The organism is Leifsonia sp. EB34, assembly GCF_041260585.1.
GTDB lineage: Bacteria > Actinomycetota > Actinomycetes > Actinomycetales > Microbacteriaceae > Leifsonia.
This window is the reverse complement of the sequence record NZ_JBGCCV010000001.1, coordinates 378508-392926: the sequence shown is the minus strand read 5'-3', so window position 1 is coordinate 392926 and position 14419 is coordinate 378508. Positions and strand designations below refer to the sequence as shown.

At 70.8% G+C, this 14419-nt stretch carries 14 protein-coding genes; 7 read left to right on the top strand and 7 right to left on the bottom strand.

What is annotated here, in order from left to right; translation table 11 throughout:
• Positions 1-19 precede the first annotated feature (19 nt).
• The 5 genes from ABIA36_RS01940 (at position 20) to ABIA36_RS01920 (ending at position 6144) form a co-directional block, all read left to right on the top strand.
• Positions 20-1642, top strand: a complete 1623-nt coding sequence (locus tag ABIA36_RS01940) for an MFS transporter (protein WP_369960590.1) — start codon at positions 20-22, stop codon at positions 1640-1642.
• 78 nt (positions 1643-1720) lie between these two features.
• Positions 1721-3553 carry a glycoside hydrolase family 15 protein gene (locus ABIA36_RS01935; RefSeq protein ID WP_369960589.1) on the top strand — a complete coding sequence of 611 codons (1833 nt, stop codon included), beginning with the start codon at positions 1721-1723 and terminating at the stop codon, positions 3551-3553.
• A complete protein-coding gene (locus tag ABIA36_RS01930) occupies positions 3550-4650 on the top strand; it encodes an ATP-binding protein (RefSeq protein WP_369960588.1) in 1101 nt (366 codons plus the stop codon). Before ABIA36_RS01935 ends, ABIA36_RS01930 begins: the two co-directional genes overlap by 4 nt.
• A gap of 49 nt (positions 4651-4699) precedes the next feature.
• On the top strand, positions 4700-5554 hold the full coding sequence (locus tag ABIA36_RS01925) for an MIP/aquaporin family protein (protein ID WP_369960587.1): 855 nt from the start codon (positions 4700-4702) through the stop codon (positions 5552-5554).
• Between the two features lie 32 nt (positions 5555-5586).
• Positions 5587-6144, top strand: coding sequence for a hypothetical protein (locus tag ABIA36_RS01920; RefSeq protein ID WP_369960586.1), 558 nt, complete (start codon positions 5587-5589; stop codon positions 6142-6144).
• Here the strand turns inward: ABIA36_RS01920 and ABIA36_RS01915 are convergent.
• From ABIA36_RS01915 to ABIA36_RS01905, 3 genes are read right to left on the bottom strand one after another with little or no spacing between them, the layout of a single operon-like run.
• The gene (locus ABIA36_RS01915) at positions 6141-7397 is read right to left on the bottom strand and encodes an AI-2E family transporter (RefSeq protein ID WP_369960585.1); all 1257 of its coding nucleotides are present in this window, start codon (positions 7395-7397) and stop codon (positions 6141-6143) included. The two genes, ABIA36_RS01920 and ABIA36_RS01915, sit on opposite strands and share 4 nt — an antisense overlap.
• Positions 7384-7557, bottom strand: a complete 174-nt coding sequence (locus tag ABIA36_RS01910; RefSeq protein WP_369960584.1) for a hypothetical protein — start codon at positions 7555-7557, stop codon at positions 7384-7386. Before ABIA36_RS01910 ends, ABIA36_RS01915 begins: the two co-directional genes overlap by 14 nt.
• 13 nt (positions 7558-7570) lie before the next feature.
• Positions 7571-8050 (bottom strand): SHOCT domain-containing protein, encoded by a 480-nt coding sequence (locus ABIA36_RS01905; protein ID WP_369960583.1) that lies wholly within the window; start codon positions 8048-8050, stop codon positions 7571-7573.
• A gap of 171 nt (positions 8051-8221) precedes the next feature.
• Here ABIA36_RS01905 and ABIA36_RS01900 point away from each other — a divergent pair, with 171 nt between their 5' ends.
• Entirely contained in the window at positions 8222-9421 is a 1200-nt protein-coding gene (locus tag ABIA36_RS01900; RefSeq protein WP_369960582.1) for a Fic family protein, read from the top strand.
• A gap of 42 nt (positions 9422-9463) precedes the next feature.
• Here the strand turns inward: ABIA36_RS01900 and ABIA36_RS01895 are convergent, their stop codons facing one another.
• Positions 9464-10369: a hypothetical protein gene (locus tag ABIA36_RS01895; protein ID WP_369960581.1), complete on the bottom strand. Its 906-nt coding sequence runs from the start codon at positions 10367-10369 to the stop codon at positions 9464-9466.
• A gap of 10 nt (positions 10370-10379) precedes the next feature.
• Positions 10380-11219 carry a helix-turn-helix transcriptional regulator gene (locus ABIA36_RS01890; RefSeq protein WP_369962055.1) on the bottom strand — a complete coding sequence of 280 codons (840 nt, stop codon included), beginning with the start codon at positions 11217-11219 and terminating at the stop codon, positions 10380-10382.
• A gap of 101 nt (positions 11220-11320) precedes the next feature.
• On the opposite strand from ABIA36_RS01890, the gene ABIA36_RS01885 reads away from it, so the two are divergent.
• A complete protein-coding gene (locus tag ABIA36_RS01885) occupies positions 11321-12097 on the top strand; it encodes an SDR family oxidoreductase (RefSeq protein ID WP_369960580.1) in 777 nt (258 codons plus the stop codon).
• A gap of 23 nt (positions 12098-12120) precedes the next feature.
• On the opposite strand, the gene ABIA36_RS01880 is transcribed toward ABIA36_RS01885, so the two are convergent.
• Both ABIA36_RS01880 and ABIA36_RS01875 read right to left on the bottom strand, forming a co-directional pair.
• Entirely contained in the window at positions 12121-12798 is a 678-nt protein-coding gene (locus ABIA36_RS01880) for a DedA family protein (protein WP_369960579.1), read from the bottom strand.
• Positions 12795-14336, bottom strand: a complete 1542-nt coding sequence (locus ABIA36_RS01875; protein ID WP_369960578.1) for a glycosyltransferase family 39 protein — start codon at positions 14334-14336, stop codon at positions 12795-12797. Before ABIA36_RS01875 ends, ABIA36_RS01880 begins: the two co-directional genes overlap by 4 nt.
• Positions 14337-14419 lie beyond the last annotated feature (83 nt).

Sequence of the window (14419 nt, the reverse complement as noted above, 5' to 3'; positions counted from 1 at the left end):
TTTCCCGGGAGGGGCTGTCATGGCGAGTCGGTGGGGTGCGGTCACGGTGCTGGCGTCGGCGCAGTTCGTGATGACGCTCGACAGCACCGTGATGAACGTCTCCATCTCGACCGTCGTCAAGGACCTGCACACGACCATCTCGGCCATGCAGGCGTGCATCACCTTCTACACACTGACGATGGCGGCCTTCATGCTGCTTGGCGCGAAACTCGGCGATGTCTGGGGCCGGCGCCGGGCGCTCGTGATCGGCTCGATCGTCTACGCGGTCGGCTCCGGCACGACGGCGCTCGCGCCGAACATCGTCGTGCTGTTCCTCGGCTGGTCGGTGGTGGAAGGGCTCGGTGCGGTGTTGGTAATCCCGGCCATCGCGGCGCTGATCGCGAACAACTACACGGGGCACGCGCGAGTGACGGCGTTCGCCACCATCGGGGCCGCTTCCGGCGTGGCGGTCGCCGTCGGGCCGCTGATCGGCGGCTTCCTCACGACCTACGCGAGCTGGCGGTACGTGTTCGCGGGCGAGGTCGTCATCATGGCGATCGTGCTGCTGTTCCGCAACGTCGTGTCCGACACCGGCGAGCGCGCGCACATCCGGATCGACATCCTGTCGGTGCTGCTGTCGGCGGCCGCCCTCGTGCTCATCGTCTACGGCCTGCTGCAGACGAAGACCTGGGGCTGGATCCTGCCGACCCAGCAGGACATCAAGATCCTCGGGATCTCGCCGGTGCCGTTCATCGTGGGACTCGGGGCCGTGCTGCTCTGGCTGTTCTTCCTGCGGCAGCGGCGGCTGATCCGGCTCGGGAGGCCTCCACTGCTGAACACCGCCATCCTGCGGCTGCGCCAGCTCCGGGCGGGCGTCGGGAGCCTCGGCATCCAGTACACGGTGACCGCCGGGCTGTTCTTCATCGTGCCGATCTTCCTGCAGCTCTCGCTGGGGCTGGACGCGCTGGCGACGGGGCTGCGGATCTTCCCGCTGTCGGTCGCGCTCGTGCTGTTCTCCATCCTCGGGACCGTGCTCGCGCGGAGGCTGTCGCCCAAGCTCATCGCCCGGATCGGGCAGTTCGGGCTCGTGCTGTCCAGCCTGGTGCTGCTCGGCTCGGTGGACACCACGCTCTCCAACTGGATCTTCGGCACCGGGATGTTCCTGGCCGGGGCCGCCCTCGGGCTGCTCGCCTCCCAGCTCGGCAACGTCACGATGTCCGCGGTCGGGGAGGACGAGCTCAGCGAAGCCGGGGGAGTGCAGGGCGTCTACCAGAACCTGGGATCGTCGCTCGGCACGGCGCTGATCGGCTCGGTGATGATCGCCTCGCTGACCACGCTCTTCAGCGGAGCCGTCGCGGCGAGCACGCTCCCGGAGTCCGTGCAGCAGCAGATCGCGTCGCAGACGCAGGCGGGCGTCGCCGTCGTGCCCGTCGCGGAGGTGCCGAAGATCGCGACCGACGCCGGCCTCAGCCAGGATCAGGCCAACCAGCTCTCCACCATCTACAGCACGTCGCAGCTCGACGCCCTGCGCCTGTCGTTCGCGGCGCTGGCGATCGTGTCGCTCGGCGCGGTGTTCTTCTCGCGCAACCTGCCGTCGAGCGTGCTGGGGAAGCCGGAAGGGGAGGCGGCGGAGGAGAACGAGGAGTCCGCTCCCTCCCGCTGACGGGTCTGGTGCCGTGCTCGCTCCCGGAGCTAGCATGCGGCCGTCCACGCACGGAACCGGGGCAGGGAGGAGACCGGCATGGAGGCGTTCCCCGACATCGCGGACCACGGTCTGATCGGCGACCTGCAGACCGTGGCGCTGGTCTCGACCGGCGGCTCCATCGACTGGTTCTGCGCGCCCCGGTTCGACTCGCCGACCATGTTCGCGTCGCTGCTCGACCGGGAGAAGGGCGGGTACTTCCGCATCCACGCGCTGGCGGACGACGTGCGGATCCGGCAGATGTACTTCCCGCAGACGGCGGTGCTCATCACCCGGTTCATGTCGTCCGCCGGTGTCGGGGAGGTCATCGACTTCATGCCCGTCGCCGACGAGCCGCGCGTCGCCACCGCCCGGCGCGTGATCGTGCGTGCGGTGCGGGTGGTCCGCGGCGAGCTGACGTTCCGGCTGGAGTGCCGCCCGCGGTTCGACTACGGCCGCAGCGCCCACACGGCCACGGCCTCGGCGAACGGCGTGCTCTTCGCCGACGAGACCACCAGCGCTGCACTGCACGGCGTCCCTGCCGAGGCGCTGGTCGACGGCGACGTCGACCTGGAGTTCACGCTGGCCTCCGGGGACCTGCGGATCTTCGCGTTCGAGACCGAGCCGCGCGGCGAGCCCCGGGAGATCGGCCGCGCCCGCGGCCTCCGGCTGTTCCGTGAGACGGTCGCCTTCTGGCGGGATTGGATCGCGCGCAGCAACTACTCCGGCCGCTGGCGGGAGGACGTCGAGCGCTCCGCCATGGTGCTGAAGCTGCTGCAGTACGCGCCGAGCGGAGCCCTGGTGGCCGCCCCGACCGCCGCGCTGCCCGAGCAGCTCGGCGGGGTGCGCAACTGGGACTACCGCTACACCTGGATCCGCGACGCCTCGTTCTCGGTCTACTCGCTGCTCGCCCTCGGCTACCAGGAGGAGGCCATCGCCTTCGCGCTCTGGATGGCCGACCGGGTGTCCGAGCAGGTGGGCGAGAGCTCCGGCCCGCTGAAGATCATGTACCGCATCGACGGCTCCTCGGACCTGGAGGAGCTGACCCTCGACCACTTCGAGGGCTACGCCGGCTCGACGCCGGTGCACGTCGGCAACGGCGCCGCCGACCAGCTCCAACTCGACATCTACGGCGAGGCGCTGGATGCGCTGTCCATCGCCGAGGACCGCCGCCCGATCGGGCATCCCGGCTGGATGAAGCTCCTCGGCATCCTGGACTGGCTGGCCGACAACTGGGACCAGCCCGACGAGGGCGTCTGGGAGACCCGGGGCGGCCGCAAGGACTTCACGTACGGCCGGATCATGTGCTGGGTCGCCTTCGACCGCGCCATCGCCATCGCCCGGGAGCGCAGCCGCCCGGCGCCGCTGGAGCGCTGGATCACGACCCGCGACGCGATCTACGAGCAGGTCTTCACGAAGTGCTGGAACCCGGAACGCCAGGCGTTCACGCAGCATCCCGGCACCGACGTGGTGGATGCGATCACGCTGCTGATGCCGTTGGTCGGGATGATCTCGCCGCAGGACCCGATGTGGCTGTCCACCCTCGACGTGATCGGGGAGGAGCTGGTCACCGACAGCCTCGTCTACCGCTACAACCCGTCGGCGTCGCCGGACGGCCTCCCGGGTGAGGAGGGCACCTTCTCGCTGTGCTCGTTCTTCTACGTGTGCGCGCTGACCGACGCCGGCCGGCTGGATGAGGCGCAGTACGCGTTCGAGAAGATGCTGACCTACGGCAACCACGTCGGCCTGTTCGCCGAGGAGATCGACCCGGCCGGCCTCCAGCTCGGTAACTTCCCGCAGGCGTTCACCCACCTCGCGCTGATCCGGGCGGCGATCACCCTCGACGCCGCGCTGACCGCCCAGAGCAGCACCAACCGGAAGGCCGCGCGATGATCCCGCTCACCATCGGCACCACCGTCGACGCCCCCGAGCGTCCCGCCGTCATCGACGGGTCGCGCTTCAACCGGCACACCTTCTGGTGCGGCCAGAGCGGGTCGGGCAAGACGTACGCGCTGGGAGTCGTGCTGGAGCAGCTCCTGCTGCAGACCGAGCTGCCGATGGCGGTGCTCGACCCCAACGCCGACTTCGTGCGGGTGTCGCAGACCCGGGAGGACGCCTCGCCCGAGGAGCGCGAACGGTTCGCGGGGTTGGACATCCGTGTCTTCCACTCCAGCACCCGCACCGAGCCCCAGCTGCACGCCCGGTACGTCGACCTCAGCGTGCGGTCGCAGGCCGCCGTCGGGAGGCTCGACCCGATCGCCGACGAGGAGGAGTACAACGCGCTCCTGCACCTGGACAAGTCGCCGGGGCAGCACTTCGACAAGCAGCGCTTCCTGGAAGGGCTGGCCGCCTCCAACGACCCGGCGCAGCGCCGGCTCGGCATGCGGATCGACAACCTGCAGATCCTGGAATGGCCGCTCTGGTCGTTCGGTGGTTCCTCGGCCGTCGACACCATCGACGAGCGGCCACGCGTCACCGTGCTCGATGTCGGCGGGTTCGCCCACCAGGCCGAGCCGCAGGCCGCGGCGCTGTGCGTGCTGGAGCACCTCTGGGAGAAGCGGATGGAGCGCGACCCGCTGCTGATCGTCCTGGACGAGGCGCACAACTTCTGCCCGCCCGTGCCGCGGAACAGCGTGGAGGCCCATCTCACCGAGCAGCTCATCCAGATCGCCGCGGAGGGCCGCAAGTTCGGCCTGTGGCTGTTCCTCTCCACGCAGCGGCCCACCAAGATCCACCCGAACGTGCTGTCCCAGTGCGACAACCTCGGCCTGATGCGGATGAACTCGCCGCGCGACATCGACGAGATCGGCGACGTGTTCGGGTTCGTGCCGCAGCACCTGCTGGAACAGTCCCCGTCGTTCCGTAAGGGCGAGGCGCTGTTCGCGGGCGCGTTCTCGGACGAGCCGCAGCTCGTCCGGGTGGGCCGGCGCATCACCGTCGAGGGCGGCAGCGACCTGTCGGTCGAGCCGAGCACGGTGGCGGTTGGGTGACCCCCCGGAGGCAGCATGACCGAGGAGGCAGCATGAGCCAGGAGGCAGCATGAGCCAGGAGCAGACCCGCCGGGACGCCGCCGAGGCGCGCGGGATCATGAACGACGTCGTCCACGGCAGGCTCCTGCACGTGCCCGCCTCGATCGAGCAGTCCATCGAGGACTTCCACGACACGTCGCAGGAGTGGCGGAGGCTGTTCTCCGAACTGCTGGGCACCTTCTTCCTGGTGCTGGTGGCCGCCGGCGGCGGGATGATGGGCCAGGCGTTCCCGAACACCATCTCCCGCACCGCCGCGGTGACCGCGCCCGCGCTGATGGTGTTCGCGATCATCCTGTTCATGGGCAAGGTCTCCGGCGCGCACCTCAACCCGGCGGTCAGCGTGGCGTTCGCCCTCCGCGGCGACTTCCCCTGGTCGCGCGTGCCCGGCTACATCGTCGTGCAGCTCGGCGGGGCCGCCCTGGCGGCGTGGTTCCTGGAGGGCGTCACGCACGTCTCCGCACGTTACGGGTCGAACTACCCGGCGACCGGCTTCACCTCGTGGGACGCGCTGCTGATGGAGACGGTGCTCACGTTCGGCCTGGTCAGCGTCATCCTCGGCACGGCCTCCGGAGCACAGAACCTGGGCATCATCGGCGCGTTCGGCGTCGGCGCCTACATCGCGTTGGCCGGACTGTGGGGGAGCCCGATCTCCGGCGCCTCGATGAACCCCGCGCGCACCTTCGGTCCCGACCTGGTGAGCGGGCACTGGGACGCCTACTGGGTGTACATCGTCGGGCCGCTCGCCGGTGCGGTGATCGCGGTGGGCGCGGCGTTCCTGCTGCGCGGTCGCGGGGGAGGCCTCGCCGGCTCGGAGGCGGCGCAGGGCGGCCTGAACACGGAGGCGCGCTTCCCCGAACAGGGCTGACGGAGCCCTCGCGCGCGGACCATGATGTCCTCATGGACTCGATGGACCTCAACTCGTCCGCGGCGGAGCCCGGCGACAGCGGCGTCCGCGTGCGGCGCGCGCTGTGGCGGCACTGGGGGACGCCGGCCGGGATCTACGGCACCATCGTCTACGCGAGCGTGGTCGCGGCGAGCTCGGGCGGCGCGTCCAGCCGCTCCGACGCGCTGCACGTCCTGGTCTTCACGCTGGTGAGCATCGTGGTCTTCTGGCTGGCCCACGTCTACTCGACGGCCCTCGGCTTCCACGCCGACGACGAGAGCGCCCGCTCCCGCATCGTCGACTCCCTCCGCCACGCCCTGTTCGAGTCGGGCGGGATGCTGGAGGCGGCGGTGGTGCCGAGCATCCCGCTGCTGCTGGCGGCGCTGGGCATCCTGCCGGCGGCGTTAGGGGTGACGGTGTCGCTGTGGCTGACGGTGCTGCTGCTGGGGCTGCTCGGGTACCTGGTTTTCCTGATCCGGGGGCGGCCGGTGTGGGTGTGCCTGACGGGGGCGGTGGTGACGGGGTTGTTCGGGGTGGTCGTGATCGTGCTGAAGACGACGTTGCAGCATTAGGGGGTCTGCTGAGGACCCGTGCCGTCTGCGCCACCCGGAGCCGACGGCGGCCGGCCACCCGATCGCGCGCCCGCCTTCGCCGAGCGCCGCTCCGCCTTCGCGGCGACGGACTCCTCCTTCATCAGGTCCTTCGTCTCCCGCAGGTCGCCGATCGCGGCCCGCCAGATGCGCGCACGCGGATCGGAGTCGACCAGGATCGCCCGGCCGAGCAGGGTCAGCGGGATGGCGAGGATCGCTCCGATCGCGCCGAGCACCACCGCCCACAGCAGCACGGAGAAGAACGTGAGCGTCTGGCTGAGCGCCACCGCGTTGCCGACCACCTTCGGCTGCACCACCGACTGGACGACGGCGTTGACGACCCCGTAGATGATGATGATCGCGATGACCGTGCCCCAGCCGCCGATGAGGTAGCCGAACACCAAAGGAGGCACCAGCGCCAGGAAGTAGCCGACGTTCGGGATGAAGCTGCACAGGAACGACAGGATCGCCCAGAGCAGCGCGGCGGGCACGCCCAGGATGAAGAGCGCGATGCCGTTGATGACGCCCTGCACGATGCCGAGCAGGGTGGTGACGACCATGTACCGGCGGACACTGTGGGCGAAGCCGGTCATCGCGTAGACCAGGTTCGGTTTGGTCGGCTCGAGCTGGCGCAGCAGCGTCGGCGTGTATGCGGCGTCGGCGGGCATCAGGATGAGCATGGTCAGCACGATCACACCGAACGTCACCAGGCCCAGGGCGCCGCCGAGCAGGCCGCTGAAGAAATTCAGGAGCTTGGTCGGGTCGAAGCCTTTCGTGACCGCCTGGATGTCCTGCACGCTGATGCCGATGCTCGTCAGCCAGCTCGCGAACTGCTGCCCGATCTGCTGGAACTGCTCCTTGTACTGCGGCAGCATCGACACGAACTGGGCCATCGCGATGATCAGGAGCGCGACGAAACCGGCCAGCAGCGCGAACGTCGTCAACGCGACCGCGCCCGTCGCGACACCGCTGGGGGTGCCGTGGCGTTCCAGCCAGACGCGCACCGGCTGCGCGCAGATGACCAGCACGAGCGCCAGCAGCGACGGGGCGAGGATGCCGGCGATCGCGTGCATCCCGATCAGGATGACGGTGCCGCCCGCCAGGCCGAGCAGGATGCGGACGCTGCGGCCGGTAGAGGCGCTGGCCTCCTGTTCGGGGTCCGGCCCGGCCGGCGGTGATGCCTCGGGCCGGCGGGTGCGGCGGCGGAACGGCCAGATACCGCTAGCGGCGGCCATGATCGGATCCTGTGATGGGTGTTCGGAGCGCCATGATGGCCTCCCGGTCGGTGTCGAACAGTCCGGTATTGGGGGCGACGGTCAGCCCGTTCGGCCGGGACGGCGCCGGAGCCCTGGAGGACTCCGGCGCCGTCGCGGTCGGGTCGGTCACGTCGGTCACCGATCCCGTTCGATCACGCGGTGGGCGTTGCCGGCGGCGGGGTCGGCGCGGACGGGGTGGTGGGCGCTGCTCCCGCCGGAGCCGCGTGGGCTCCTGCTCCGGCCTGGTGACCGAGTGCGACGCTCTTGAGGTGCGCGAACTCCTCCGGGGTGATGGTGCCGGCGTCGAGGAGGGCCTTCGCCTTCGCGATCTCGTCGGACGGGCTGGAGGACGCCACCTCGCGGATGTAGGCGTCGGTGCTCTGCTGCACCTGGCGGGCCTCCTTCTGGCTGCGCTCCGCCATCCCCGGCCCGCGGGCGATGAGGTAGACGAGAGCTGTCAGGAACGGCACGAAGATCAGGAAGAGGATCCACACCGCCTTCCACCAGCCGTTCAGCTTGTGGTCCCGGAACAGGTCGCTGATGATCGCGAAGAGCGCGAACAGGTACGCGATGAAAGCGAAGCTCCAGAAGAACAGCCAGATGATGTTCCAGAAGTTGTTCCAGAAATCCATGTCGTTTTACCTTTCCCCCTGGGCTCGGGGCCGAGCCTGGATGTGGGCTGACAGTAACGCCGTCAGGGTTCGGGCGTCTAGTAGGCGATGGGGTGGGGTGGAGGTGAAAATAAGGATGACGCTTATTTACGTTTAATAAGCTAAGTGTAAATAAGGCGTAGTGTTGTTCTCATGTCCGCGATCGACGCCTGGCCCGCCCTCACCCGGGAGCAGTACGCGTGGCAGTCGCGCTACAACCGGGAGCACCTGACCCAGCGCCAATGGGCGGCGAGCCGCGGTCCGTATGAAGCCGCGATCGTGGCGCCGATCGCTGAGCTCGCTGTCCCCGTCAGCCCCGCTGTCGCCGCCGAAGCGGTGGAGGCGGCCGCCCTGCTCACCCGCTTCGACACGGAGTTCGGGGTGTCCGTGCTCCCGTTCGCGTCGATCCTCCTCCGGAGCGAGTCGGCCTCGTCGTCGCAGATCGAGAACCTGACCAGCGGCGCGCGGGCGATCGCGGAGACCGAGCTCGGCGAGCGCGACACGGGCAATGCCCCGCTGATCGTGCGCAACGTTCACGCTATGCAGGCCGCGCTGGAGCTCTCCGACGCCCTCGACGGCGGAGGCATCATCGCGATGCACGCGGCGCTCCTGGAGGATCATGCGCCCGAGCTGACCGGAGGCTACCGCCGCGAGCAGGTGTGGATCGGCGGCTCGGGCGTGAGCCCGCACGGCGCCGCCTTCGTCCCTCCCCACCACGAACGGGTGCCCGCGGCGATGGCCGACCTCGTCGCGTTCGCGGGCCGCTGGGACATCCCGGCGCTCGTCCACGCGGCGATCGCCCACGCGCAGTTCGAGACCATCCACCCGTTCCCCGACGGCAACGGCCGTACCGGGCGTGCGATCGTCCAGGCGATGCTGCGGCGCGCGCGCACGACCACGACTGTCGTCGTTCCAGTGTCGGCCGGCCTCCTCCACGACGTGGACGGCTACTACGACGCGCTCACCGCCTACCGCGCGGGCGACGTCGACCCCATCGTCCGCGCCTTCACGGAGGCGGCAGGGTTCGCGGTCCGCACCGGGCGCGAGCTCGCCGCGTCGATAGCCGAGCTCCGCGGGCGCTGGGACGACGCGCTGACCGGCCTGCGCTCCGACAGCTCGGCACGGCGGGTCGCGACCCTCGCCCTCGAGCAGCCTGTGCTCAACGCAGCGGTCGTGGAGGCCAAGCTCGGGCTGTCGGCGCCCGGTACGTACCGCGCGTTGGAGACCCTAGTAGATCGTGGCATCCTCCACGCGGCGAACTCGCGCAAGCGCAACCGGCTCTGGATCGCGGACGACATGATCCAAGCGCTGGACGCCTTCGCGGACCGTGCCGCCCGTCGGTCGGCGTTGTAACGGCCGGGTCCACTACATCCGGAGGGCCGGATCGGGGACGAGCTACGCCCCCGCCCACTCCAGCACCCGCAGCGCCCGCAGCGTGTTCCACCGGCTCGGCTCGCCGACCGTCTCCATGTCCAGCAGCGCCCGGCCGGAGTGCTCGTGGTCGAGGAGCCAGCGGCCGTCGGGTTGCCTGCGCGACGCGACGACCGACACCGCCTCGGCGGCCCGCTCGTCCGCCGGGACGCCCGACGCGCGCAGGTGGTCGAGGCCGCGCAGGACGTCGAACGACCAGTAGTACGGGAAGGAGAACCGGAGCCAGGTCTCCGCGATGATCGACCCGTCGCTCCGGCGGCGCATCAGCCCGCGCGACAGCAGGTACTCGTGGCCGCGCTCGATCGCCGCTGCCACCTCGGTCGGGCCGCCGGCGTCGCGGTAGGCGGTCAGGCCTTCCAGCGCGCAGATCGTGCTGTGGAACGAGCCGGGGTCCTGGCGGGTCTCGGCGTAGCAGTTCCAGCCGCCGTCGTCCTGCTGCTCGTTCAGCAGCCGCTCCACGATGAGCTCGCTGGGATGCCCGAAGCGTGCGCCGGCGACGAGCACGCGGCCGTTGATGCACGGCTCCACCTCGCCGTCGAAGAAGGGATGGTTCCACCACTCCTCGCCCCAGTCCACCTGGCGCACGACCCGGTCCACCGCGACGCCCATGCGCTCGCCGTCCGCCGGCGCGCCCAGCACCGCGAGCAGCAGCATCGCGTCGTCGACGCCGGTCCGGTCGCGCTGGGTCCAGACGCCGGCTCCCCAGGTGCCGTCCTCCTGCTGCAGGTCGAGCAGGCGGGCGCCCCAGCCCTCGGTCTCCACGTTCGCGCGCTCCGCGGCGACGGCGGCGTCCGGCTCGTGCAGGAGGTCGCGGCGCACCTGCCAGCGGATCGCGGGGTCGCCGTCGAGAAGCCAGCCGATGACATCCACGGCGCACAGGCTACCCGGCGAACGACTGCGTGCCCAGTACCGCCAGCAGCGCCAGCTTCTCCGCCGCCTCGGTGCGCGGCGCGGCCGTCAGCACCAGCAGGCACTGGGACTGGTCCTCGGTGAACAGCGCCTGGCAGTCGAGTTCGATCGCGCCCAGCTCCGGGTGCACGAGCGTCTTGTGGTCCTCGAACCGGCGCGCGACCTCGTGCCGCTCCCACAGTTCCGCGAACTCGGCGCTCCGCTCCAGCAGCGCGCGCACCAGCTCGCCGGCGCGCGACTGCGGTCCCAGCGCGCCGTATGCGTCGCGGAGGGAGGCCACCTGGGCGCGGCTCTGCCGGTCATGGTCGGCCTCCGGGTACATCGCCCGGGCCGCCTCCGGAGCGGTGAACCAGCGGTAGAACTCGCTGCGCTCGAGACCGGTGTAGTGCGACCGGTCTCCGAGCAGCGCGACGGCCAGCCGGTTCTGCAGCAGCGTCTCGCCGAGGTTAGACAGCACCAGTGCCGGGGTGTCGTCCAGCCGGTCGAGCACGCGCTGCAGCGCGGGAGGCACGTGCGCGCCGCCGAGCCGGTCGGGGGTGTTGTGGCCGGCCACCCGGTACAGGTAGTCGCGCTCGTCGGCCGACAGCCGCAGGGCGCGGGCGAGGGAGGCGAGCATCTGGTCGCTCGGCTGCGGGCCCCGGCGCTGCTCCAGCCGCGTGTAGTAGTCGTTCGACATCGCGGCGAGGAGGGCGACCTCCTCGCGGCGGAGGCCCGGCGCGCGGCGGCGGGCGCCGGAGGGCAGGCCGACGTCCTCCGGGCGGAGCGCCTCGCGGCGGCGGCGGAGGAAGTCGGCGAGCGCGGTGCGGTCCATCACACCATCATCCGTCGCCGGGCGCGCCCGAGCCAGGGATCGCGGATCCCCCGATGAGCGCTCCGCTCCCGCCCGCGGGGGAACGCCCGCAGAGTGGAGGCATGAACATCACAGGGAACACCGTCTTCATCCCCGGCGCCACCAGCGGCATCGGGCTCGCCCTCGCCGTCGCGCTGCACGAGCGCGGCAACACCGTCATCGTCGGAGGCCGCCGCACCGAGCTGCTCGAGCGGATCGCCGCCGAGCACCCCGGCATCGACACGGTGCGGATCGACACCGCCGACGCCGGGAGCATCCGGGAGGCCGCGGACACCGTGCTCGCCGCCCACCCTGACCTGAACGTCCTGGTCACGATGGCCGGCATCATGCGCGCGGAGGACTGGCGCCGCCCGGAGGCGTTCCTCGCCTCCGCGGAGTCGATCGTCACCACCAACGTGCTCGGCCCGATCCGGCTGATCGCCGCGTTCGTGGAGCACCTGCAGACCCGCCCGGACGCCACGATCGTGACGGTCTCGTCTGGCCTGGCGTTCACGCCCCTGAAGGTGACGCCCAGCTACAACGCCAGCAAGGCGGCCATCCACATGCTGAGCGAGAGCATCCGCCTGCAGCTCTCGGGCACGTCCGTCAGCGTCGTGGAGCTGGAGCCGCCGGCGGTGCGCACGGCGCTCATGCCGGGCCAGGAGGAGAGCGACTTCGCGATGCCGCTCGACGAGTTCGTGGCGGAGGTCATGGAGCTCATCGAGACGCAGCCCGACGCGACGGAGCTCCAGGTCGAACGGGTGAAGTTCCTCCGCTACGGCGAGGCCCGCGGCGACTACGACCGCGTCGTCGAGGTGCTCAACGGCTCCGACCCGCACGCCCGCGAGTCCGCCGCCTGACCGCCGGAGGGTGCGGAGGGCGGTTACGACTCGATGCGCGACTTGCGGCGCCGCAGGGCGATCGCCCGCACCAGCACCGGACCGACCGAGATGACGACGATCCCGATGAGCACGTAGTCCAGGTACTTCGACACGAAGTCCGCGACGCCCGGGATGTGGCCGAGCCCGTAGCCGATCAAGGTGACCCCGGCCGCCCACACCGCGGCGCCGATCACGTTGAAGACGCTGAACACGCGGTGGCGCATCCGGCCGACGCCCGCCGCGACGGGAGCGAAGGTGCGGACGACGGGCACGAACCGCGCGACGACGACGGCGCCACTGCCGTACTTGTCGAAGAACTTCTGCGTCCGCAGGACGCTCGCGCGGCTGAACACACCGGACTCGCGCCGGTCGAACACCGCGGGGCCGGACTTCCAGCCGATCAGGTAACCGACCTCGCCGCCCGCGATCGCGGCGACGGCGACGGCGACGATCACGAGCCAGAGCGGCTGCGGGATGTGCCCGGTGAGGGTGAGCACGCCCGCGAAGAACAGCAGGGTGTCGCCGGGCAGGAAGAAGCCCAGCAGGAGGCCGGTCTCGGCGAAGACGATCGCGCAAATGCCGAGCAGCGCCCACGGGCCCGCGGCCTGGATGAGGCCCTGCGGGTCGAGCAGTCCGGTGTGGACGAGGGCGCCGGCGGCGGCCAGTGCGTGGGGGATCATGGGGTCCTTTCGTACAGCGAGATCAGCTCGCGATGGGTCGCGATCCTGGTCGTGGTCTCGTGGAAGCCGAGAGCGGTGAGGTCGGCGACGCCGTAGTCGTCGACGGCGCCGGGGGTGGAGGCGTATTCGATCAGCCAGACCCGGTGGACGCCGTCGAAGCGGCCGAGGGCGGCTGCCTGGCGCACAGTGTAGGCGCTGTCCCGCCAGGTGGTGGTCTGGGCGAACGGCAGGTGGAGAGTGACGTCGGTGGTGTCGCGGAAGCCGCCGGGGTAGGTGTGCTCGGCGAGGCGCGGGAGCTTGGAGGGTTTGGTCGACTCGTCGAACACCACGCCGTCGCCGGGGCGGGCGTGCGCGCCGATCGCGGCGGAGACCTCCGCCCAGTCGCTCTGGTTCTTCGCGTAGGGGGTCCGGTCGGCGACGTACGCCGGCACGCAGAGGGCCAGGACGAGCACTCCTGCAACGATCCCGGCCCAGCGCCGCCAACGGAGGATGTCGTCCACGCCGCACGCGATCAGGAGTGCCGCCGCCGGGGCGCAGAACGACACGTAGCGGGCGGTGAAGTCGGGCACGAACGACTGCACGGCGATCAGGATGACGGGCGGGATCACGAGCCAGGGCAGAGCGACGCCGACGAGGGACGGGAGGCTCGACTCCGGGAGGGCGAGGAAGCGCTCCCCGCGGGCACGCGCACGGAGCACCCGCTGCCGGATCGCGACCGCCACGGCTAGGACGATGAGCGCCCAGGCCGCGATCCCGAGCGGCCACGAGTCGCCGAACCACAGTCCGCTGAACAGAGTCTCCGGCGCGAGCTGTTGCACGGCGCCGAGGTAGGAGATCTGGTGGTGCTGGCCGATCGCGACGACGAGCAGGGGTGCGACGGCGAGCACCGCCCCTCCGACCGCGAACAGCAGGCCGCGCACGGTGCGCCGCGGCGGCCGGCACACGGCGACGATCGCCCCGTGGACCAGGACGAACAGGATCGTGTAGAGGAAGACGTACGTCCCGAGCGCGAGCAGCGCGCCGTAGCCGACGAACCACGCGGCCCGCGGGCGCTCGCGGTCGAGCGCGGCGACGAGCAGCACGGTCAGCCACGCGACGATCGCCGCCGAGAACGCGAACGAGCGCGCCTCCTCGCCCATGTAGGTGACGCGGGGGAGGATCGCGCAGACCAGCCCGGCGATCACGGCCGTGCGGGCGTTGCGCAGGCGCGCAGCGAGCAGGACGACCGCCGCGGTGGCGAGCCCGACCACGATCGCGCTCGGCAGCCGGACGGCGAACGGGGAGAACCCGAACAGGTCGCCCCAGAAGTGCAGGCCGAGATAGTAGGTTCCGTGCACGGCGTCGAGGTGGCCGAGCATCCGGAACAGGGTCGGCAGCGGGCGCTCCGCCGACATGATGCTGGTGGCCTCGTCGCCCCACAGCGACGGGATGCCGGAGCCGATGGCGGCGAGCGCGGTCGCGAGCACGCCGAACAGCGCGGCGAGCGCCGCGGGGCGGGTGAACGACGCGGCCCGGTCCGTTGGGGCCGGCCGCAGCATCGTGACAGACAGGTCGGCACCGCCCTTTCGAATCAGCGTCCGTTTCCAGTCAATCCCAGTCCTCCCCAGAAAAGTCCAAGACG

Coding starts and splice junctions, on each gene's coding strand:
- ABIA36_RS01925 (WP_369960587.1), top strand. CDS start 4,700: ATGAGCCAGGAGCAGACCCGCCGGGACGCCGCCGAGGCGCGCGGGATC.
- ABIA36_RS01890 (WP_369962055.1), bottom strand. CDS start 11,219: ATGGACCGCACCGCGCTCGCCGACTTCCTCCGCCGCCGCCGCGAGGCG.
- ABIA36_RS01885 (WP_369960580.1), top strand. CDS start 11,321: ATGAACATCACAGGGAACACCGTCTTCATCCCCGGCGCCACCAGCGGC.
- ABIA36_RS01935 (WP_369960589.1), top strand. CDS start 1,721: ATGGAGGCGTTCCCCGACATCGCGGACCACGGTCTGATCGGCGACCTG.
- ABIA36_RS01880 (WP_369960579.1), bottom strand. CDS start 12,798: ATGATCCCCCACGCACTGGCCGCCGCCGGCGCCCTCGTCCACACCGGA.
- ABIA36_RS01915 (WP_369960585.1), bottom strand. CDS start 7,397: ATGGCCGCCGCTAGCGGTATCTGGCCGTTCCGCCGCCGCACCCGCCGG.
- ABIA36_RS01940 (WP_369960590.1), top strand. CDS start 20: ATGGCGAGTCGGTGGGGTGCGGTCACGGTGCTGGCGTCGGCGCAGTTC.
- ABIA36_RS01920 (WP_369960586.1), top strand. CDS start 5,587: ATGGACTCGATGGACCTCAACTCGTCCGCGGCGGAGCCCGGCGACAGC.
- ABIA36_RS01905 (WP_369960583.1), bottom strand. CDS start 8,050: ATGGATTTCTGGAACAACTTCTGGAACATCATCTGGCTGTTCTTCTGG.
- ABIA36_RS01930 (WP_369960588.1), top strand. CDS start 3,550: ATGATCCCGCTCACCATCGGCACCACCGTCGACGCCCCCGAGCGTCCC.
- ABIA36_RS01875 (WP_369960578.1), bottom strand. CDS start 14,336: ATGCTGCGGCCGGCCCCAACGGACCGGGCCGCGTCGTTCACCCGCCCC.
- ABIA36_RS01900 (WP_369960582.1), top strand. CDS start 8,222: ATGTCCGCGATCGACGCCTGGCCCGCCCTCACCCGGGAGCAGTACGCG.